This window comes from Streptomyces sp. NBC_01012 (genome assembly GCF_045162755.1).
GTDB lineage: Bacteria > Actinomycetota > Actinomycetes > Streptomycetales > Streptomycetaceae > Streptomyces.
Genome location: NZ_CP108688.1, coordinates 787279 through 807511 on the forward strand (window position 1 = coordinate 787279; position 20233 = coordinate 807511).

Below are 20233 nucleotides of genomic sequence, written 5' to 3' on the forward strand. Positions count from 1 at the left end.
CTTCAATAGGATCCGGCGATGATCATAAGAAAACGGTTGACGGCCGGGGTGTGCGTGCTGCTCGCCACCCTGGCCGCCGGGTTCGGCACCGCCGTTCCGGCCGCCGCCGACGAACCCTCCACCACCGCGTCACCCAAGGTCGAACTCGTCCTTGATGTCAGCGGTTCCATGAGCGCCCGCGACATCGACGGCGAGTCCCGCATATCCGCGGCCAAGCAGGCGTTCAACAACGTCCTGGACGCGGTCCCCGAAGAGGTCGAGCTCGGCATCCGTACGCTCGGCGCCGACTATCCCGGTGACGACCGCAAGGTCGGCTGCAAGGACACCAAGCAGCTCTACCCGGTCGGCCCGCTCGACCGCACGGAGGCCAAGACCGCCGTCGCCACCCTGACCCCGACGGGCTGGACCCCGATCGGCCCCGCCCTGCTCGGCGCGGCCGACGACCTCGACGGCGGTGACTCCACCCGGCGGATCGTCCTGATCACCGACGGCGAGGACACCTGCGGCCCGCTCGACCCCTGCGAGGTCGCCCGCGACATCGCCGCCAAGGGGATCCACCTGGTCATCGACACGCTGGGCCTGGTGCCCGACGCCAAGATCCGGCAGCAGCTGACCTGCATCGCCGAGGCGACGGGCGGCACCTACACCGCGGTCCAGAGCACCGACGAACTCTCCGGCCGTGTCAAACAGCTCGTGGACCGCGCCGCCGAACCCGTCATCACCCCGGTGGCCACCGAGGGCGCGGGCAGCTGCTCCGCGGCCCCGGAGCTCAAGGCCGGGCTCTACACGGACCGTCAGAAGGTCGGCGAGCACCGCTGGTACCGGGTCGACGTCCCGGCCGGCCAGGAACTGCGCGCCTCGGTGAGCGTGTCGGCGGACCGCGCCGTGAACGACGACTACGGCGTCCTGCTGCGCGCCCTGACCACGCACGGCCGTGAGATCGTCCGGGGCTCGGAGTCCGGCACGGGGCGTACGGACGCCATCTCCGCAGGGCTGCGCTATCCGAAGCCCGAGCAGGACGACGCCGAGGACACCGACAACGCGGACGGTGAGCCCGCCGCCGAGACCGTGTGTCTCCAGCTCAGCAACTCCTTCTCCACGCCCGCGTCCGCGAAGACCACGCCCGGGATGCCCGTCGAGCTGACCATCGATCTGGTGGACGCCCCCGACGAGGCCTCCGACGTCGCCGCGTTCGGCCTGGGCCGCGGCTGGTGGCTGCTCGGTGTCATGGTGCTGACCGGCCTGATCGCAGGTCTGCTCTTCGGCTGGATCTCGCGCTGGCGCGTTGCCGTATGGAGGACCAACTGATGCGTACCACCCGCAGAAACACCCTGAGGCGCGGCTGCGTGGGCGCGCTGCTGGCTGCCGTCACCCTGCTCACGTCGGCGGGCGCAGCGGTCGCCGACGACGACCCGTCCGACGATCCGTCGGCGAGCGCGAGCCCGGCCGACGGCGAGTCGTCAGGCCCGACGGAGGCCGGCACCACCTTCCGTACCGCCACGGCGATGCGCCAGGACCAGACCGCCACCGCCGAGGCCTCCACGGGTGACTATCTGTACTGGGCCTTCCCCGCGGACTCCGGACAGCGTCCCACCGTCCGCGCGAAGGTGAACCTGCCGAAGAGTGAGGCCCGGCACGGCGCGTCGACCTGGCAGGTCGACGTGTACGACGGGCTCCGCCGCCGGCAGTCCTGCATGTACGGCCACCAGACCAGGATCGCGGCGCCCGAGGCGGGCACCGTCGAGCTGTCCTGTGTGCTGCGTACGGTCCGTGCCTGGTCCGAGCCGTGGGCCTCCGACCCGCTGCCCGGCACCTACTACGTACGTCTGACCGTGGTGAACCTGGCCGATGAGGACCTCGGGCTGCCGGTCACCGTCGAGACCGAGGTGACATCGGCCGACCAGGGCGGCGCCCACGACGTGGACGGCTCTCTCGGCGAGCCCCTGGTGCCGGGCGTCTCCGTCGCCTCGGCCCAGGGCGCCGCGGCCCCCGCGGGCAGCGAGCCGGAGGACGGCTGGTCCTCGGGCTGGTGGACCAGCCGCTGGCTGTGGACCGTCGGCGGCGGTGTACTCGCCGCGCTGGCGGCCGTGTTCGGCCACTCCCTGACGCGTGGCCGGGGCCGGCCCTCCCACGTCCCGCCGGGTCACACGGGTCACTGACCCTCCCGACACCCCGGATCCGAGGGCCGCAGGCGACCGCCTGCGGCCCTCGGGCGTCCCGGGACCCGGTACGCCCACGCTCCAGCCGGACCGGGAGGTCATCGCGACCGTACGGGCGCGCTGAACAGCGCCGACGGGTGAAGCCGACCGGGGACACTTGACCTCAAGTTTGCTTGAGGTCCTAGCGTGCCGCGCATACCGACTTCCCCGGAGGCACCGCATGGACATGGAAATCACCGCCTGGCACTCACTGCACAGCACGGTGAACGCGCAGCAGGACCGCAGGCCGTTCTCCAGGGCCACGCTCCGACGCATCGCCGCGTTCGCCCGGCCGCACCGGCGCCGGATCCGCCGCTTCCTGCTCCTCAGTGTGGTCACCGCGCTCCTCGCGGTGGCCACACCCGTGCTGGCGGGGAGGGTCGTCGACGCCATCGTGCGGGCTGAGGACCCCGGAACGGTCGCCCGCATCGCCCTGCTGATCGCTCTGATCGCCGTGGCCGAGGCCGGACTCGGGCTCCTCACCCGGTGGCTTTCGGCGACCCTGGGCGAGGGGCTGATCCTCGATCTGCGTACCGCCGTGTTCGACCACGTCCAGCGGATGCCCGTCGCCTTCTTCACCCGCACCAGGACCGGCGCGCTGGTCAGCCGGCTCAACAACGATGTGATCGGCGCCCAGCGTGCCTTCAGCAACACGCTCTCCGGCGTGGTCTCCCATCTCGTCACCCTGCTGCTGACCATGGCCGTGATGCTCACGATCTCCTGGCAGATCACGCTGCTCGCCCTGGTGCTGCTGCCGGTGTTCGTCGTCCCCGCGCGCCGGATGGGTACCCGGATGGCCGCACTCCAGCGGGAGGCCGCCGCCCACAACGCCACGATGGGCACCCGGATGACCGAGCGCTTCTCGGCGCCGGGCGCGACGCTCATCAAGCTCTTCGGCCGACCCTCGGACGAGTCCGCGGCCTTCGCCTCCCGCGCGGACCGGGTGCGTGACATCGGCATCCGTACGGCGATGCTGCAGTCGGCGTTCGTCACGGCCCTCACCCTGGTATCGGCCCTTGCCCTCGCCCTGGTGTACGGGCTCGGCGGCTACTACGCGCTGCGCGGCAGCCTGGAGCCAGGCGCCGTCGTCGCGCTGGCGCTGCTCCTGACCCGCCTCTACGCACCGCTGACGGCACTGGCGGGAGCCCGGGTCGAGGTGATGAGCGCGCTGGTCAGCTTCGAGCGGGTCTTCGAGATCCTCGACCTCCGGCCGCTGATCGACGAGCGCCCCGACGCGCGCAGGGTCCCGGACGGGCCGGTGTCCGTCGAGTTCGACGGGGTCTCCTTCGGCTACCCGTCCGCCGACAAGGTCTCCCTCGCCTCGCTCGAGGAGGTCGCCACACTCGACCCGGGGGACGGCACCCAGGTCCTCCACGACGTCTCCTTCACGGCGGAGCCGGGCCGGACCGTCGCCCTCGTGGGGTCGTCCGGAGCGGGGAAGTCGACGCTCGCACAGCTCATCGCCCGGCTGTACGACGCCGACGCGGGCGCCGTACGGCTGAACGGCGTCGACGTACGCGATCTGACGGCCGACTCGATCCGCGACACGCTCGGCATGGTCACCCAGGACGGGCACCTCTTCCACGAGTCGGTGCGCGCCAACCTGCTGCTGGCCCGCCCGGAGGCGACCGAGGAGGAGATCTGGGGCGCACTGCGCCGCTCCCGCCTGGACGGCCTGATCGCCTCGCTGCCCGACGGCCTCGACACGGTCGTCGGTGAGCGCGGCTACCGGCTCTCCGGCGGTGAACGCCAACGGCTCACCATCGCCCGGCTGCTGCTGGCCCGTCAGCGCGTGGTGATCCTGGACGAGGCGACCGCGCACCTGGACTCCACATCGGAGGCCGCGGTGCAGGAGGCGCTGGCCGAGGCGCTGGAGGGCCGTACGGCCGTGGTGATCGCCCACCGGCTTTCGACGGTGCGCCACGCGGACCTGATCCTGGTCGTCGAGGACGGCCGGGTCGTCGAACGGGGCACGCACGAGGAGCTGCTGGCCGCCGGAGGACGCTACGAGGAGCTGCACCGCACCCAGTTCGAACACCCGGGGACGGAGGAGGCGGCCCCCGCCGCCCTCTGATCCCGGGACCCGTGCCGCACGCCGGTGACACCATGATCCTGTTACCGAGTGGGGACAGAACCCCGATGAACGACGTCCGACCCGGCCCCCTCTCACAGGGTGCAACGAACGGAACAGCCCAAGGGGGACTTCGGTCATGAACACGCGCCACATCGCCCGCACCGCCCGTTCCACCGGCCTGGTGGCCGTCGCCGCCGCCGCGGCGCTCGCGCTGACCGCCTGCCAGAGCGGGGGCACCGACGCGGCCGCCGGCCCGGACAAGAAGGACTCGACCTCCGCCTCCGCCTCCACGTCAGGGAAGGGCGAGGACACGTCCGAGGTCGGCACCCTGTCCGAGAAGTCCGAGGCGGGCACGGGGTCCCCGGTCAGCACCGAGCCGCTGCCGGACGGCAGCACCGCCAAGATCTACGAGCTCGGCAGCCAGCACTACCGTGCCGACCTCGTCGACGACGGTGAGGTCTTCGCCTCGCTGGAGACGGACGAGCACGACGCGGGGCTCGACGCCAACGACATGTTCGTCGTACTGACCCGGGGCGGCCGGCTGAACTCCTGGATGGGCGGCGGACAGACAGGACCCGGCACCTTCGACCTCGCGGGCGGCTGGAAGGCCGAGGTCACCAAGACCGGCACCAACGGATTCCGCGCGGAGATCCTCGGCAACGAGGGAGCGGTCGAGGGCACGCTGACCGCGAAGGACCACGACGCCGGGGTCGACGCCAACGGTGTGGGCATCGTCCTCACCGCAGGCGGCGTGATCAGTGCCCACGAGTAGACGCCGCCCGCCGGTGCGGCCTGTCGGCGTTGCCTGCCCGGGCGGCCCGCTCGTAACGTGACCGGGGTCCGTCGAGCCGGCCGGACCTGACCAGGCCGCACCGCTGAAACCGGGTACGTATGAGTGAGTCACAGTCCGCCTTCGGGGCCTGGCACCGGCCGATGGCCGCCCGCCTCGCCGACGAGGAGCACCGCACGGCGACCGTGCTGGAGCTGTTCTTCGACCTGTGCTTCGTCACCGCCGTCGCCCAGGCGTCGGAGGCGTTCGAGCACGAGCTCGCCGAGGGGCACGTCGGGCACGGGGTCCTGGGCTACGCGATGGTGTTCTTCGCGATCTGGTGGGCCTGGATGAACTTCACCTGGTTCGCCTCCGCGTACGACACCGACGACGTGCCGTACCGGCTGCTGACCCTGGTCCAGATCGCCGGTGCCCTCGTCGTGGCCGCCGGTGCCGACGAGGCCCTGCGGCACGAGGACTTCACGGTCATCACCTGGGGCTACGTCATCATGCGCCTGGCCATGGTCACCCAGTGGCTGCGTGCCGCCCGCGCCGACCCCGAACGACGGCGCTCCTGCCTGCGTTACGCGGCCGGCATCCTGGTCGTGCAGGTCGGCTGGGTGGCCAGGCTGGCCCTGCCGGACGACTGGGGCCTGCCGGCGTTCGCCGTCCTCGTCCTGGCCGAGATCGCCGTCCCCGCGTGGGCGGAGAGCTCGGCCATGACGACGTGGCACCCGCACCACATCGCCGAACGGTACGGCCTGTTCACCCTCATCGTCCTCGGCGAGACCATGACATCGGCCACCGCGGCCGTCCGTACGGCACTCGACGAGGAGACGACGCTCGGCGACATCGCGCCCCTGGTCGTCGGCGGCGTACTGACCGTGTTCGCCCTGTGGTGGCTCTACTTCTCCCAGAACGCCCCCCGCCGGCTCACCGGCCTGAGGTCGGCGATCCTCTGGGGCTACGGCCACTACGCCGTCTTCGCGTCGGCCGCCGCGGTCGGCGCGGGACTGGCGGTCGGCGTCGCCCACGCCAGGGGGCACGGCCATCTCTCCGACCACGCCGCGGCCGCGGCGTTCACCGTTCCGGTGGCCGTCTTCATCACCCTGGTGTGGCTGTTGCACCACCGGGCGGCCGAACTCCGCAGCCGTAACGACCTCATCCACCCGGCGGCCGTCGTCGCCGTGCTGGCCATGACGTTCACCCCGGTCGCGGTCCTGGCCACGGGCCTCCTGGCCGCCGCGCTCGTCGCCGCCACCCTCGCGGTGGCGGCTCGTGCGCGCGGCGGCCAGGAGCCTTAGCCCGTGTCCGGGAGCCGGCCGGTCAGTCCTTCAGCCACTTCTTCCAGGTGTCCGGGTGCGTCTTGATCCAGCGGGCCGCCGCCTCGTCGGGCGTCAGCCGCTCGGAGGCGATCATCTTGGACACCTCGTTCTGGTCGTTCTCCGACCAGGTGAACTTCTTGAGGAAGTCCGCAGCGTCCCCGCCCCGCTCCGAGAAGTCCGCGTTGAGGTACTTCTGGAGCGGGGTCGTCGGGTAGGCGCAGTCGATGTCCGCGGGGTCCTTGGCGCCGCAGGCGTCTGAGTACTCCGGGAGCTTCACCTCGACCATCGGCACGTCGTTGAACAGCCACTGCGGCTGGTACCAGTAGCTGAGGAAGGGCTTCTTCTCCTTGGCGAACTGCTGCATCTGGGTGATCTGGGCGGCCTCTGACCCCGCGAAGACGACCTTGTAGTCCAGGCCGAGATTCTTCACCAGCGCCTTGTCGTTGGTGACGTAGGACGGCGAACCGTCCATCAGCTGGCCCTTGTCACCGCTCTCCGCCGTGCGCAGTTCGTCGGCGTACTTGTCGAGGTTCTTCCAGTTGGTGACGTCCGGGTGCTCGTCCGCCCAGTACTTGGGGACGTACCAGCCGATGTGCCCCGTGACACCGAGGTCACCGCCGGGGACGATCGTCTTCTTGTCCTTGACGTACAGCTGCTCCTGGTCGGGGTGGCCCCAGTCCTCCAGGATGGCGTCCACGCGGCCCTGGCTGAGGGCGTCCCAGGCGGGCACCTCGTCGGTCTGGACGAGGTCGACGCGGTAGCCCAGCTGGTCCTCCAGGATCTTCTGCGCGACGGCCACGTTGGCCTGCGCGCCGACCCAGGACTGGACGGAGAGCGTGACGGTCTTGATGTCGGCCGGGGCCGCGAACGGTGAGGCCTGCTTCGTCATGTCCGCCGCGCCGCAGCCGGTGACGGCCAGCAGCGCGCCGGCCGACGCGACGATCGCGGACGTACGGAGCCGGGCTCGGATACGGGTGCGAGCCATGTCAGCTCTCCTTCCGCTGGCGGCGGGCGGTGGGCTGGGTGACACGGTCCAGCATCAGTCCCAGGCAGACGATGGCGGCGCCCGCGACGAGGCCGGTCGCCAGGTCGCCCTGGGCGAGGCCGAACACGACCTCGTAGCCGAGCGCGCCGGAGCCGACGAGACCGCCGATGATGACGACCGCGAGGACCAGGACCACGCCCTGGTTGACGGCCAGCAGCAGTGCGGGCCTGGCCAGCGGGATCTGGACCTGGCGCAGTTGCTGGCCGCTGGTGGCGCCGAGCGAGCGGGCGCACTCCATCGCGGCGGGGTCGACGCCCCGCAGGCCCTGGGTGGTGATGCGGACGACGGCGGGCAGCGCGTAGACGACGGCTGCCGCTGCGGCGGGGGCGCGGCCGACGCCGAAGAGGGCGACGACCGGGATGAGGTAGACGAACTGCGGCATCGTCTGGAAGACGTCGAGGACGGGGCGCAGCATTCGTTCGAAGCGCAGGCTGCGCGCGGCGCCGACGGCGATGGCGAAGCCCAGGACCAGGGTGACGGCGACGGCCGCGATGACCTGGCTGAGCGTGTCCATCGACAGGTCCCAGACCCCGAGTACCCCGATGGCTGCCATGGCGAGTACGGCGGTGAGCGCGGTGCGCCAGGTGCCGATGGTCCAGGCGAGGGCGGCGACGATCAGCAGCACGGCCCACCAGGGCAGGCCCTGCAGTCCGCTGCGGAGCGGGTTGAGGATCCAGTTGGTGAAGTCGGCGGCCCAGTCGGCGGTTCCGCCGATGAGGGGAATGCCGGTGTAGAGGTGGTCGACCATCCAGTCCTTGGCCGTGTTGACCGGCTCCGCGATGGCGACGACGCCGCCCTCGGGCCAGATGCGGCCGCCGCTGAAGCGGCCCACGACGGCGACGACGGCGGCGATCAGGGCGGCGAGCCCCCAGCCGCGTACGCCGCGCAGCGCCTCGGGACCCGTGGGCTGCGTACCGATCTTCCGGCCCGCGGCCTCGGTCGTACGGTCGAGGACGACGGCCAGCAGCACGATGGGGATGCCGGCGGCGAGCGCGGCGCCGACGTCGACGGAGGACAGTGCCTGGTAGACGCGGTCACCGAGACCGCCCGCGCCGATGACGGAGGCGATGACGGCCATGGACAGCGCCATCATGATGGTCTGGTTGAGGCCGAGGAGCAATTCCTTGCGGGCCAGCGGCAGCCGGGCGCTCAGCAGGCGCTGCCGGCCGGTCGCGCCGAGGGAGGCGACGGCCTCCATGACGCCGGCGTCGGCGCCGCGCAGTCCGAGTGCGGTGAGCCGGGCCATCGGCGGAGCCGCGTAGACGACGGTCGCGAGGACCGCGCCGGGCACGCCGATGCCGAAGACCAGCACGACGGGCAGCAGATAGGCGAAGGCGGGCAGCACCTGCATGGTGTCGAGGACGGGGCGCAGGACACGGAACGTACGGTCCGAGAGTCCCGCGGCGAGCCCGAGGAGCAGGCCCAGCACGACGGACACGAGGACCGCGACGACCATCAGGGCGAGGGTCTGCATGGTCGGCACCCACATGCCGAGCAGCCCGCAGACGAGGAAGGAGAGTCCGGCGGTCAGCGCGAGGCGCCATCCCGCCGTGCGCCAGGCGACGAGCGCGGCGACAGCGGTGACACCGGCCCAGCCCAGGGCGAGCAGCGCCAGGTAGACCGCGCGTACCGACAGGACGACGGCGTTGCTGATGTGGCCGAAGAAGTAGAGGAACAGCGGGTGGCTGTCGCGGTTGCCGATGATCCAGTCGTTGACCTCGCCGAGGGGTCCGGTGAGGTCGACGGTCAGGGCGCCGGGCCAGACTCCGCCGCCCCAGCGCGCGTGCGCGAGAGGGACGGCTACGGCGGCGATCACCAGCAGGACGAGGATCTTGCCGAGGGCGGGCCGGCTGCGCAGGGCGGCGACGGGGCCGCTCCCCGGGGGGCCGGACGCGGTACGCGCGGTGGCTTGGGCGGTGGCCATCAGACGGTCACCTCACGGGCTGCCGAGCCCTCGTCCGCCCCGGCCACCACACCCAGCAGCGACGCGTGGTCGACGACGCCGAGCAGCTTGCCGCCCTCCATCACCCGGGCGACGGGCTCGCCCGATCGTGCCACGGCCTCGATGGCCTCGGAGACGGTGGCGCCGGGCCGGACCGACGGGCCGTTGCCGCTCTCGCCGGAGACCGGCGGGCGCATGGCGGTGGCGACGGTGAGTACCTGCTCGCGCGGGACGTCCCGGACGAAATCGCGTACGTAGTCGTCGGCGGGCGAGCCGACGATCTCCTCGGGGGTGCCGAGCTGGACGATACCGCCGTCGCGCATCAGCGCGATGCGGGTGCCCAGGCGGAGCGCCTCGCTGAGGTCGTGGGTGATGAAGACCATGGTGCGGCCCTCCTCGCTGTGCAGCCGGACGACCTCGTCCTGCATCTCGCGCCGGATCAGCGGGTCGAGCGCGCTGAAGGGTTCGTCGAAGAGGAGGACGGAGGGGTCGACGGCGAGCGCGCGGGCGAGGCCGACGCGCTGCTGCTGACCGCCGGAGAGCTGCGCGGGACGACGGTCCTCGAGGCCCGCGAGGCCGACCTTCTCCACGAGTTCGGCGGCCTTGGCGCGCCGCTCGGCCTTGCCGAGGCCCTGGATCTCCAGGCCGTAGGCGACGTTGTCGAGGACGGTACGGTGCGGAAGCAGACCGAAGTGCTGGAAGACCATGGCGGCGCGGTGGCGGCGCAGTTCGCGCAGCCGGGTGGTGTCCATCGCCAGGACGTCCTCGCCGTCGATGGCGAGGGAGCCGCTGGTGGGCTCGATGAGCCGGGTCAGACAGCGTACGAGGGTGGACTTGCCGGAGCCCGACAGGCCCATGACGACGAAGACCTCACCCTTCTCGACGTCGAAGGAGACATCGCGCACGGCGGCGGTGCAGCCGGTGCGCTCACGCAGTTCGGCGGGTTCCAGGTCGGCGTACTCGCTGCCGGGGATGCGGTCCGCCTTGGGCCCGAAGACCTTCCAGAGGTTCTTGACGCTGAACACAGGGGTACTGGCTTCGGTCATCGGACATCGTCTCCGGTGGTCGGGGTCGCTCGGAGCAGTTCGGCGCACTTCTCGCCCACCATCAGGACGCCGATCATGGGGTTCACCGCGGGCATGGTGGGGAAGACGGACGCGTCGGCGATCCGGATGCCTTCCAGGCCCTGGATCCGCAGCTGGGGGTCGACGACGGCCGCGGGGTCGCCCTCGGCCCCCATCCGGCAGGTGCCGGCCGGGTGGTAGACGGTGTGGGCGACCTTGCGGGCGTACTCGCTGATGTCCTCGTCGGACGTGACCTCGGGCCCGGGGCACACCTCGCGCTTGAGCCAGTGGGCCAGCGGTTCGGTCTTCGCTATCTCGCGGGCGAGCTTGATGCCGTCGACCAGGGTACGGCCGTCGTGGTCGTCCTCGTCGGTGAAGTAGCGGAAGTCCAGGGCGGGCTTGACCTCGGGGTCGGCGCTGGTGAGGTAGAGCCGGCCGCGGCTGCGCGGCTTGGGGATGTTGGGGGTCATCGACACACCGTGCTCGGGCTTCTCGTAGCCGAGGCGCTCCGGGTTGTCGGTGAAGGGGATCTGGTAGAAGTGGAACATCAGGTCGGGGCCCCGGGATTCGGGGTCCCTGCGCACGAACAGGCCCGCGTCGGAGTCCATCGCGGAGTTCTCGGGTATGGGCCCTTCGGTCTCCCAGACGATCACCGACTCCGGGTGGTCGAGCAGGTTCTCGCCGACGCCCGGTGCGTCGTGGACGACGGGGATGCCGAGCTCGGTGAGGTCGTCGGCGGGGCCGATCCCGGAGTGCATCAGCAGCCGGGGGGTGTCCACCGCGCCCGCGCAGACGATGACTTCACGGGTGGCCCGCAGAAGGCTCTCCTGGCCGTCCTTGGTGCGGATGTGCACCCCGGTGGCCCGGTTGCCGTCGAACTCCAGGCGGTACGCCCAGGTCTCCAGCAGGATCGAGAGGTTGGGGCGGTCGCCGGCCTCGATGTGCGGATGGAGGTAGGCCACGGACGCGGAGGAGCGTTTGTTGTTCTCCGGGTGGTAGGCCAGGTCGAAGAAGCCGACGCCCTCGTGGAACGGCTTCCGGTTGAAGCTCTCCACACGCGGCACGTCGGCCGCGGTCCTGGCGGCCTCGACGAAGTCGCGGGCGATGGCGTTCCGGTCCTTCTCGTCGACCGGCACGATGTTGTTGCGCAGCCGGGCGAAGTAGGGGTCCATGGCGGACGCGTCCCAGCCGTCGGCCCCGGCCTCGGCCCATTCGTCCCAGTCCCCGGGCAGCGGCTTGAAGCTGATCAGCGTGTTGTGCGAGGAGCAGCCGCCGAGCACCCGGGCGCGGCTGTGCCGGATGTGGGAGTTGCCGCGCGGCTGTTCGGTGGTGGGGTAGTCGTAGTCGAGGTCACCGCCGAGCAGGCCGAGCCAGCGGCGCAGCGTGAGGACGTCCTGCCGGTCGATGTCGGTGGGGCCGCCCTCGATCACCGTGACGGTGACGTCGGGGTCCTCGGTGAGGCGGGAGGCGATGACCGAGCCGGCCGTGCCGCCTCCGACGATCACGTAGTCGACAGGTTCGGGGCGTGCGGTGCTGGGGGACGGGGGCATCGGTCACTGCTCCTTCTGCAAGGTGCTTGCGTGTTGCGTGGTACGTGTTGCCGCGTGGTACGTGGCGCCGTGCGGTGTCGCGAACGGCCGGGCGGGGAGGGCGGATCGCGCTGTTCAGCCGGCGAACCAGCGCTGCGGCCGCGGGTTCAGGTTCTGGTAGATGTGCTTGGACTCGCGGTACTCGGCGAGACCGGTGGGGCCGAGTTCACGGCCCGTGCCGGACTTCCCGAAGCCGCCCCACTCGGCCTGCGGGAGGTAGGGGTGATAGTCGTTGATCCAGACCGTGCCGTGCCGCAGCCGGCCGGCGACGCGTCGGGCTCGGCCCGCGTCGGTGGTCCAGACGGCGCCCGCGAGACCGTAGTCGGTGTCGTTGGCCAGCCTGACGGCCTCTTCCTCGGTGCGGAAGGTCTCGACGGTGAGGATCGGGCCGAAGGTCTCCTCGCGGACCACCCTCATCTCCCGGTGGCAGCCGTCCAGGACGGTGGGCCGGTAGAAGTAGCCGCTCGCGGGCCTGATGTCGGAGGGCTCGGGGCGTGCTCCGCCGGAGCGGACCACCGCGCCCTGTTCGCGGGCGGACGCGACGTACGCCTCGACCTTGGCCAGCTGCTGTGCGGAGACGAGCGGGCCGCATTCGACACCGTCGACGGTGCCGCGGCCGAGCCTGATCGCGTCGGCGCGGCGGGCGAGTTCGGTGACGAAGCGCTCGCGGACGGACTCCTCGATGATGAGGCGGGCGCCGGCGGAGCAGACCTGGCCACTGTGGAAGAACGCGGCGTTCAGCGCCTGGTCGACGGCGGTGTCGAAGCCCTCGTCCGTGGCGCACGCGTCGGCGAACACGACGTTGGGGTTCTTGCCGCCGAGCTCGAGGGCGACCTTCTTGACCGTGGGGGCGGCGGCCTGGGCGACCTTCGTGCCGCTGGCGAGCCCGCCGGTGAAGGAGACCAGGTCGACGTCCGGGTGCTCGGAGAGCCGTGCGCCGACGGGGTCGCCCGCGCCGGTGACCAGGTTGGCGGCGCCGTCGGGCAGCCCGGCCTCGGCGAGCAGCCTGATCAGGTGGACGGTGGACAGCGGGGTGACCTCGCTGGGCTTGAGCACGAAGGTGTTGCCCGCGGCGAGGGCCGGGGCGATCTTCCAACTGGCCTGGAGCAGCGGGTAGTTCCACGGGGCGATGAGGGCGCAGACACCGACCGGCTCATGGACGACGACGCTGTGCACATCGGGATCGCCGGCGTCGACGACCCGGCCGCCGCTCTCGTTCATGACGAGGTCGGCGAAGTAGCGGAAGGCGTTGGTGACGTCGTCGACGTCGACACGGCCCTCCTCCAGGGTCTTGCCCGTGTCCCGGCTCTCGGTGATCGCGATCTCCTCGCGGTCCCGCTGCAGGAGCCCGGCGACCCGGCGCAGCAGCTCGGCACGCTCGGCGACGGGCCTGTGCGGCCACGGACCGTCGTCGAAGGCGCGGCGGGCGGCGGCCACGGCTGCGTCGGTGTCCTCGGTGCCGCCCTCCGAGACCAGGGTCAGGACGGTGGCGTCCGCGGGGTCGAGGATCTCGCGCGTCGCGCCGGACGCGGCGGCGCGCCAGATGCCGTCGATGTGGAGGGTCTCCAGGGCGGCCGTGGGACGGTCCGACGAATGGGGAGCCGACATGTGGTGATCTGCCTTCCGTGCCTGATTGCTCCGCACCGGTCCGGCCGAGCACTGACGCGCGGTGGACCGGGGTACGGCACCAGCACAGTTCTGGACCCTTTCCTCTCCGGCCGAATGTATGCCGAGATATTCACTCTGAGTGATGTGGCTCACTGAGCTACCCCGGGTAACAGGGAACCGGGCCCACATGGCACCCGGCACACCGGATGAAACCTGTGAAACCTGTGATGCCGACCGGCACTTTCCTGCCACCGGGGACGGACGAAGAAGCACCCCCGTCCGGGACGCCGCCCGCCCGACCCCAGGTCGACGGCGGATCGGAGGTTGATCGGAGGTTGGCCGGAACAGCCGCGTTCATCCTCACGCCTTTCACAGGGAACGCTCCTAGCGTCGCGTTCATGACAACAACACCGATCACGCCCCACGACGAGCCGGACAACTCCGCCGTCTCACACATCCTGTCCCGACGCCGTCTGTTCGCCCTGGGCGGGGCCGTCGCCCTCACCGGGATCGGCGCAGCCGGCCACGCGACCGCACGGAGCGCCGCCGCCGGCACGGAGACCCTCAGCAGCGCGCGGGCAGCCGCCGTGGCCGCCGATGCCTGCATGCAGCTGACCTCCGAGTCGATCGAGGGCCCCTACTACGTCGACTACGAGCTCTTCCGTGAGGACGTGGTCGAGGACCGCACCGGCATCCCGTTCACTCTCACCCTGCGCGTGGTGGACACCGAGACCTGTGAGCCCATACCCGACTCCGCCATCGAGATCTGGCACTGTGACGCTTCCGGCGTCTACTCGGGCTTCACGGACGCCGGCAACGGCGGCGGCGGTGGCGGTGGCGGCGGTGTCAGCGCCCAGGGCGTCCCGACGGACGACCTCACCTGGCTGCGCGGCATCCAGATGACCGACGACGAGGGCCACGTCACCTTCAGGACCGTCTTCCCCGGCTGGTACACCGGGCGTGCCGTCCACATCCACACCAAGGTGCACACCGGCGGCACGCGGACCTCCGACGGCTACGAGGGCGGGCGCACCTGCCACACGGGACAGTTCTACTTCGAGGAGGACGCGGTGATCGCCACCGAAGGCATCTCCCCGTACGCGGAGAACACCGTCACCCGGGTCACCCTCGACGAGGACATGCTCTACCCGGGGACCGGCACGGTGGGAGGTCTGCTCGACCTCACCTACGACCCCGAGGACATCGAGCAGGGCGTCACCGGCTCCATCACCATGGCCGTGGACCCCCAGGCCACCAACGAGGGCTGATGCGAGGGCCGTCGGCGGCAGGACGGCTGTCCCGCCGCCGACGGCACCCGCCGGACCCGGGCGGATGGTTCAGGGGACGGAGACGGTTCCCGCCCCCTCCCCCGCCGCACCGGACTCCTCGATGACCACGCGGTAGCCGCGCTCCGTGCCCTCAGCCGTGACCCGCGTGCCCGCGTCGTCCCGTACGACGTGGAAGTCCGCCGCCGTGGAGCCGGACAGGTCCGGCACGGTGACCGTGCGCTCGTCAGGTCCTGAGCCGAAGATCCGCAGGGTGAGGCCGTCGAGCCAGTCGCCGTCGGGGCGCTGGTCGTCGGCGCCCCACGGCAGCACCGCGCCGTCCCGTACCAGCAGGGGCAGGCTGTCGAAGCCGTGCGTCTCGTGCCGCCAGCCCGGGCCGGTCACGCGCTCGCCGGTGAGCAGCGAGGTCCAGGTGCCTTCGGGGACGTAGTACTCGACCTGGCCGTCCCCGGTGAAGACCGGGGCGACCAGCAGGTCGGGGCCGAGCATGTACTGCCGGTCCAGGGTGCGGGAGGCGGGGTCGGACGGGAACTCCGCCAGCATGGGCCGCATCATCGGGACACCCGTACGGTGCGCCTCGACGGCCACGGCGTAGAGATACGGCATCAGCCGGTGCTTGAGCAGCGTGAACTTCCGTGCCACGTCGACGGCTTCCTCGCCGAACTCCCACGGCACCCGGTAGGAGACGTTGCCGTGCAGCCTGCTGTGCGAGGAGAGCAGCCCGAACGCGAGCCAGCGCTTGAAGACCGCCGGGTCGGGGGTGCCCTCGAAGCCGCCGATGTCGTGGCTCCAGAAGCCGAAGCCGGACAGCGACAGGGAGAGACCGCCCCGCAGGGACTCGGCCATCGCGGTGAACGAGGCGAAGCAGTCGCCGCCCCAGTGCACCGGGAACTGCTGCCCGCCCGCCGTGGCGGACCTGGCGAAGACCACCGCCTCCCCCACGCCGCGCTCCCTCTCCAGGAGTTCGAAGACGGTGCGGTTGTAGATCTGCGCGTAGTAGTTGTGCATGCGCTGCGGGTCGGAGCCGTCGTGCCAGACGACGTCCGTGGGGATGCGTTCGCCGAAGTCCGTCTTGAAGCAGTCGACGCCCTGGTCGAGCAGGAGACGCAGCTTGTCCTCGTACCAGGCGCGGGCTTCCGGGTCGGTGAGGTCGACCAGCGCCATCCCCGGCTGCCACAGGTCCCACTGCCAGATGTCGCCGTTGGGCCGCTCGACCAGGTAGCCGCGTTCGGCGCCCTCCGCGAACAGGGCCGACTTCTGGGCGATGTAGGGGTTGATCCACATACTGACGCGCAGTCCGCGCGCCTTGAGCCGGGCCAGCATGCCCTCGGGGTCGGGGAAGACCTCGGGGTCCCAGAGGAGGTCCGACCACTGGTACTCGCGCATCCAGAAACAGTCGAAGTGGAAGACGCTCAGCGGGATTCCGCGCTCGGCCATGCCGTCGACGAAGGAGGTGACCGTCTCCTCGTCGTAGGACGTGCAGAACGAGGTGGTGAGCCAGAGGCCGAACGACCAGGCGGGGGGCAGCGCGGGCCGTCCGGTCAGGGCCGTGTAGCGGGACAGGACGTCCTTGGGGGTCGGGCCGGCGACGACGTAGTACTCCAGGGACTGGTCCTCGACGCTGAACTGCACCTGCCCCACGGCCTCGGAGCCGACCTCGAAGGAAACCTTGCCCGGGTGGTTGACGAAGACGCCGTAACCACGGGACGAGAGGTAGAACGGGATGTTCTTGTAGGCGAGTTCGCTGCTGGTGCCGCCGTCGGCCTGCCAGATGTCGACGGCCTGGCCGTTCTTCACGTACGGCGTGAAACGCTCGCCGAGGCCGTAGATGTTCTCGCCCACGTCCAGGGCCAGTTGGGCGATCATGTGATGCGCGCCGTCCGGTGTGGTCGCGAAGGCGGTCCCCTTGGGGTCCGCTCCGGTGAGGCGCCGACCGTCGGCGTCGATGAAGGTGATCCCCCAGGGCCCCTCACCCTCCATGCGCAACGTCAGTGGCCCGCTGGTGAGTTCGGTGGCCGCGCCGTCCTTGCGGGTGCGGGCCCCGGATGCCGTGGTGGCGTCCGTCCGGAGTGCGAAGTCCGGGCCGCGCCTGGCCCTGCCCGCGTGATGGGTGGCGCGAACCCCGATGACGCCCTCGGCCGGGGAGAAGCATTCGACGGTGATCAGCGGGGTGTTGAGCGTGTCCCCGCGCGTCCTGACCCGCTTGACCGCCGCGTACGCGGTGAACCGGTCCGTGTCGATCCGTAGGTCGCGTATCTCGGTGGCGTACGAGGCCTGGACGCCCTCACGCATCAGCCAGAAGCCGTCGGTGAACTTCATGCGGGCTCCTTGCCGGTGAGGACCTCGACACGGGCGAGACGCACGGTGCCCTCGATACCGATGCGCAGCTCCTGCACCCCGCCGAGGCCGAGCGTGGCCTCGTAGGTCCGGTAGTCGTACGGGCCCCCGGCGGCGGGGACCTGGATCTGGGCGCTGTGCCCGCCCGCGCTGAGGGTGACGGCCCCCTCCCCCGAGAGGAGCAGCCCGATGCGCCCAGCTCCGTCGCCGAAGTCACAGGCCCGGTAGATGAGTTGGCCGGGAATGCCGGGTGAGACGGGTGTGACGGCATCGCCGTCCGTCTTCGTGCGGTCGACGAGCTCCGTACCCTGCTGCCAGTCGTAGTCGGCGGCCTCCAGGCCGCGCGCCACCACCGGGCGCGGGCCCTGCGCTTCGCCGTCGACGACGGCCGTGGCGGTGAGCCGGATGTCGGCGCTCGACGCGCCCGCGAGGATCTCGTACGCGCCGGGCTCGACGGTCCAGCGCCCGTGCGCCACGCTCCAGTGCCCCAACTCCGCTACGGGCAGGACGAATTCCAGGCGCCGCGCCTCGGCCGGCGCGAGGTGCGTCCGGCGGTGGCCGACCAGCTTGCGCAGCGGCAGGTCCGTGGAGCCTTCGAGGCCCGGCGATACGTAGAGCTGGGCCACCTCGTCGGCGGGGGCCGCGCCGTCGTTGGTGAGGGTCAGCGAGACCCGCAGCAGCTCGCCGTCCATCTCCGCCCGCAGCGCGGAGTAGGTGAAGTCGGCGTAGCCGAGGCCGTGTCCGAAGGGGTAGAGCGGGGTTCCGTCGAAGTAGAGGTAGGTCTGGCGGGAGCCGATGATGTCGTAGTCGAACAGGCCCGGCAGATCGTCGTCGCTCGCGTACCAGGTCTGCGGGAGCCGGCCGGCCGGGGAGACGTCCCCGGCGAGGACACGCGCGAGCGCCGTTCCGGCAGCCTGGCCGCCGTGCGCGGTCCACAGCAGGGCAGGCAGTCCTTCCGCCGCCTCGCCGACGGCGTACGGATAGGCGGATGTCAGGACGAGGACCGTACGGGGGTTGGCGGCGTGGGCGGCACGCCACAGCCGGTCCTGCTGGGCGGGGAGAGCGAGGGTCGTACGGTCCTCGGTCTCGCGGCCGTTGATGTGGGGATCGTTGCCCGCGACGACGATCACGGTGTCGGCGGCCCGCGCGGCCCGGGCCACGGCGTCCGTGCCGTGCTCGACGGTCTCCAGCTCGAAGACCGTGGCGGCGTCCCGGGAAATCTTTTCGCCGGCTTCGGCAACCTTCGCGCCTCCGGCGGCGACAGACACGTACCCACCGGTCCCGATGTGCAGAAGGAGGTGTCCCCCGTGGTGTCCGCCGTCGTGCCCGCCGTCGTGCCCGCCGCCGTTCCCGCCCTCGCTTCCCTCCACCGCTTCCAGACGGAACGTCTCCTGGACGACCCAGCCGCCCGGTTCCTCGGCGGATGCCCTGACATACCCGTCGTCGGCGACGGAGAGGTGGAGCCCGTCGTCCGTACGCAGGGTCAGGACGCCGTCGCCCCAGTCGACGAGGGCCAGTTCGGTGGCGTCGTCGCCGCAGGTCAGCGGCGGCAGGTCGGTACGGCCCGCGAGGAGTGCGGGGTCGAGGGCGCCCTCGGCTCCTCGTGTCCCCCCGGCGGGGGTGCCGTCGGCCGCCGGGACCCGGAGCCAGCCGTCGCAGGACTTCAGCCGGATCCGGTCCGCGCCTTCCTCGAAGAGGACGTGCTCGGCGCCGTACCGCTCGCGGATCCCGTCGAGCGGCGAGGAGCGGTGCATGAGCGTACCGCTGTACCAGTCGAGCTTGCAGGCGTCGCCGAGCAGTCCGACGACCGCGACGGTGCGGCCCCGCTGGGGCTCCAGGGGCAGGAGGCCGTCGTTCTTGAGCAGGACGACGGCCTGTTCGGCTGCCTCCAGGGCGAGGGCGCGGTGCTCGTCGGTGTCCAGGGCGTCCATCGCGGCGTACGGATCGAGCTCCGGGTCGAACTCGCCCAGGGCGAAGCGCAGCGCCAGCAGCCGGCCGGCGGCCGTGTCGATGTCGTCCTCGGTGAGGTGGCCGTCGGCCAGTGCGCCGCGGATCCGGCCGGTCATCACCGAGGAGTCCTGGCCGTGGTCGGTGAAGCTGTCGACCCCTGCCTTCAGGGCAGCGGCCGTGGCCTCCTCGTGGGTGTCGAAGTAGTGCTCGGAGTCGACGAGGTTGGAGGGCGCGCCGGCGTCCGAGCAGACGACGAGCGGCTGGTCGGTCCAGCGTCGCAGGTGCTGTTCCAGGAGCGGCGAGACGTGGTTGGGGCGGCCGTTGACCAGGTTGTAGGCGGGCATGACGCCTGCCACGGCTCCCGCTCGTACGGCGTCGCGGAAGGCCCGCAGGTCGTACTCGTGCAGGACGCGCGGGCGGACCGAGGAGGAAGAGGTGTCGCGGTGGGTCTCGTTGTTGTGCGCGAGCCAGTGCTTCAGCACGGGGGCGGTGCGCCAGTAGCGGGGGTCGTCCCCGCGCAGGCCCCGGGTGTAGGCGACGGCGATGGCGGAGGTCAGCGCCGGATCCTCGGAGTAGCCCTCCTCGCCCCTGCCCCAGAGCGGGTGGCGCAGCAGATTGACGGTCGGCGCCCAGACGTTGAGCCCGATGCGGTCGTCGCTCGCGCGCTTGGCCCGTACTTCGTTGCCGACGGCTTCGCCGATCCGGCGGACCAGCTCGTCGTTCCAGGTGGCGCCGAGGCCGACGGCCTGCGGGAAGACGGTGGCGGGTCCCATCCAGGCGACGCCGTGCAGCGCCTCCTGCCCGGTACGGAACGGCCCGAGCCCCAGCCGCTCCACCGCCGGGGCGAACTGGTGCAGCATCGCGATCCGCTCGTCGAGCGTCAGCCGCCCGAGCAGATCGGCGACACGGTCGGCGAAGGGCAGGTGCGGGTCTCGGAAGGGAAGCGGATGGTCCGTCACGTGCGGGGCCCCTTGGAGAGGTGGGAGGTTTTCCGGTCTGCGGGCGTCGATATGTCCTTCGACGCGAGGAGAAGATCCTTCGAAGCG

General features: G+C 71.3%; 13 protein-coding genes. 6 read left to right on the forward strand and 7 right to left on the reverse strand.

The genetic code is table 11. The features are described 5' to 3' along the window. Positions 1 to 18: 18 nt before the first annotated feature. The 5 genes from OG623_RS03525 to OG623_RS03545 all read left to right on the forward strand — a co-directional run bounded on the left by OG623_RS03525 (position 19) and on the right by OG623_RS03545 (position 6345). On the forward strand, positions 19 to 1308 hold the full coding sequence (locus OG623_RS03525; protein ID WP_406144185.1) for a VWA domain-containing protein: 1290 nt from the start codon (positions 19 to 21) through the stop codon (positions 1306 to 1308). After that, on the forward strand, positions 1308 to 2159 hold the full coding sequence (locus OG623_RS03530; protein ID WP_406144187.1) for a hypothetical protein: 852 nt from the start codon (positions 1308 to 1310) through the stop codon (positions 2157 to 2159). Before OG623_RS03525 ends, OG623_RS03530 begins: the two co-directional genes overlap by 1 nt. Positions 2160 to 2379: 220 nt before the next feature. Further along, positions 2380 to 4272 (forward strand): ABC transporter ATP-binding protein, encoded by a 1893-nt coding sequence (locus OG623_RS03535; RefSeq protein ID WP_406144189.1) that lies wholly within the window; start codon positions 2380 to 2382, stop codon positions 4270 to 4272. 136 nt (positions 4273 to 4408) lie between these two features. Next, entirely contained in the window at positions 4409 to 5044 is a 636-nt protein-coding gene (locus tag OG623_RS03540; protein ID WP_406144191.1) for a hypothetical protein, read from the forward strand. Between the two features lie 119 nt (positions 5045 to 5163). Further along, positions 5164 to 6345: a low temperature requirement protein A gene (locus tag OG623_RS03545; protein ID WP_406144192.1), complete on the forward strand. Its 1182-nt coding sequence runs from the start codon at positions 5164 to 5166 to the stop codon at positions 6343 to 6345. Positions 6346 to 6367: 22 nt separating this feature from the next. On the opposite strand, the gene OG623_RS03550 is transcribed toward OG623_RS03545, so the two are convergent. The 5 genes from OG623_RS03550 to OG623_RS03570 form a co-directional block, all read right to left on the reverse strand. Next, positions 6368 to 7351 (reverse strand): ABC transporter substrate-binding protein, encoded by a 984-nt coding sequence (locus tag OG623_RS03550; RefSeq protein ID WP_406144194.1) that lies wholly within the window; start codon positions 7349 to 7351, stop codon positions 6368 to 6370. A gap of 1 nt (position 7352) precedes the next feature. Then, positions 7353 to 9335 (reverse strand): ABC transporter permease, encoded by a 1983-nt coding sequence (locus tag OG623_RS03555; protein WP_406144196.1) that lies wholly within the window; start codon positions 9333 to 9335, stop codon positions 7353 to 7355. After that, the gene (locus OG623_RS03560) at positions 9335 to 10399 is read right to left on the reverse strand and encodes a glycine betaine/L-proline ABC transporter ATP-binding protein (RefSeq protein WP_406144198.1); all 1065 of its coding nucleotides are present in this window, start codon (positions 10397 to 10399) and stop codon (positions 9335 to 9337) included. Before OG623_RS03560 ends, OG623_RS03555 begins: the two co-directional genes overlap by 1 nt. Beyond that, complete coding sequence (locus tag OG623_RS03565; protein WP_406144200.1) at positions 10396 to 11967, reverse strand: GMC family oxidoreductase; 1572 nt, start codon at positions 11965 to 11967, stop codon at positions 10396 to 10398. Before OG623_RS03565 ends, OG623_RS03560 begins: the two co-directional genes overlap by 4 nt. 114 nt (positions 11968 to 12081) lie before the next feature. Next, a complete protein-coding gene (locus OG623_RS03570) occupies positions 12082 to 13614 on the reverse strand; it encodes an aldehyde dehydrogenase family protein (RefSeq protein WP_406144202.1) in 1533 nt (510 codons plus the stop codon). A 398-nt stretch (positions 13615 to 14012) separates the two neighbouring features. Between OG623_RS03570 and OG623_RS03575 the strand changes: the two genes are divergently transcribed. Next, positions 14013 to 14882: an intradiol ring-cleavage dioxygenase gene (locus tag OG623_RS03575; protein WP_406144204.1), complete on the forward strand. Its 870-nt coding sequence runs from the start codon at positions 14013 to 14015 to the stop codon at positions 14880 to 14882. Between the two features lie 69 nt (positions 14883 to 14951). Here OG623_RS03575 and yicI read toward each other — a convergent pair whose 3' ends face one another. Beyond that, on the reverse strand, positions 14952 to 17219 hold the full coding sequence (yicI, locus tag OG623_RS03580; RefSeq protein ID WP_406144206.1) for an alpha-xylosidase: 2268 nt from the start codon (positions 17217 to 17219) through the stop codon (positions 14952 to 14954). Beyond that, the gene (locus OG623_RS03585) at positions 17216 to 20146 is read right to left on the reverse strand and encodes a glycoside hydrolase family 3 C-terminal domain-containing protein (protein ID WP_406144209.1); all 2931 of its coding nucleotides are present in this window, start codon (positions 20144 to 20146) and stop codon (positions 17216 to 17218) included. The genes yicI and OG623_RS03585 overlap by 4 nt, the downstream gene beginning before the upstream one ends. Between the last annotated feature and the right edge of the window lie 87 nt (positions 20147 to 20233).

What these genes read in the sequence shown, in the direction of transcription:
- OG623_RS03555 (WP_406144196.1), bottom strand. Translation starts at nt 9,335, where the DNA reads ATGGCCACCGCCCAAGCCACCGCGCGTACCGCGTCCGGCCCCCCGGGG.
- OG623_RS03545 (WP_406144192.1), top strand. Translation starts at nt 5,164, where the DNA reads ATGAGTGAGTCACAGTCCGCCTTCGGGGCCTGGCACCGGCCGATGGCC.
- OG623_RS03570 (WP_406144202.1), bottom strand. Translation starts at nt 13,614, where the DNA reads ATGTCGGCTCCCCATTCGTCGGACCGTCCCACGGCCGCCCTGGAGACC.
- OG623_RS03540 (WP_406144191.1), top strand. Translation starts at nt 4,409, where the DNA reads ATGAACACGCGCCACATCGCCCGCACCGCCCGTTCCACCGGCCTGGTG.
- OG623_RS03560 (WP_406144198.1), bottom strand. Translation starts at nt 10,399, where the DNA reads ATGACCGAAGCCAGTACCCCTGTGTTCAGCGTCAAGAACCTCTGGAAG.
- OG623_RS03530 (WP_406144187.1), top strand. Translation starts at nt 1,308, where the DNA reads ATGCGTACCACCCGCAGAAACACCCTGAGGCGCGGCTGCGTGGGCGCG.
- OG623_RS03525 (WP_406144185.1), top strand. Translation starts at nt 19, where the DNA reads ATGATCATAAGAAAACGGTTGACGGCCGGGGTGTGCGTGCTGCTCGCC.
- OG623_RS03550 (WP_406144194.1), bottom strand. Translation starts at nt 7,351, where the DNA reads ATGGCTCGCACCCGTATCCGAGCCCGGCTCCGTACGTCCGCGATCGTC.
- OG623_RS03565 (WP_406144200.1), bottom strand. Translation starts at nt 11,967, where the DNA reads ATGCCCCCGTCCCCCAGCACCGCACGCCCCGAACCTGTCGACTACGTG.
- yicI (WP_406144206.1), bottom strand. Translation starts at nt 17,219, where the DNA reads ATGAAGTTCACCGACGGCTTCTGGCTGATGCGTGAGGGCGTCCAGGCC.
- OG623_RS03535 (WP_406144189.1), top strand. Translation starts at nt 2,380, where the DNA reads ATGGACATGGAAATCACCGCCTGGCACTCACTGCACAGCACGGTGAAC.
- OG623_RS03575 (WP_406144204.1), top strand. Translation starts at nt 14,013, where the DNA reads ATGACAACAACACCGATCACGCCCCACGACGAGCCGGACAACTCCGCC.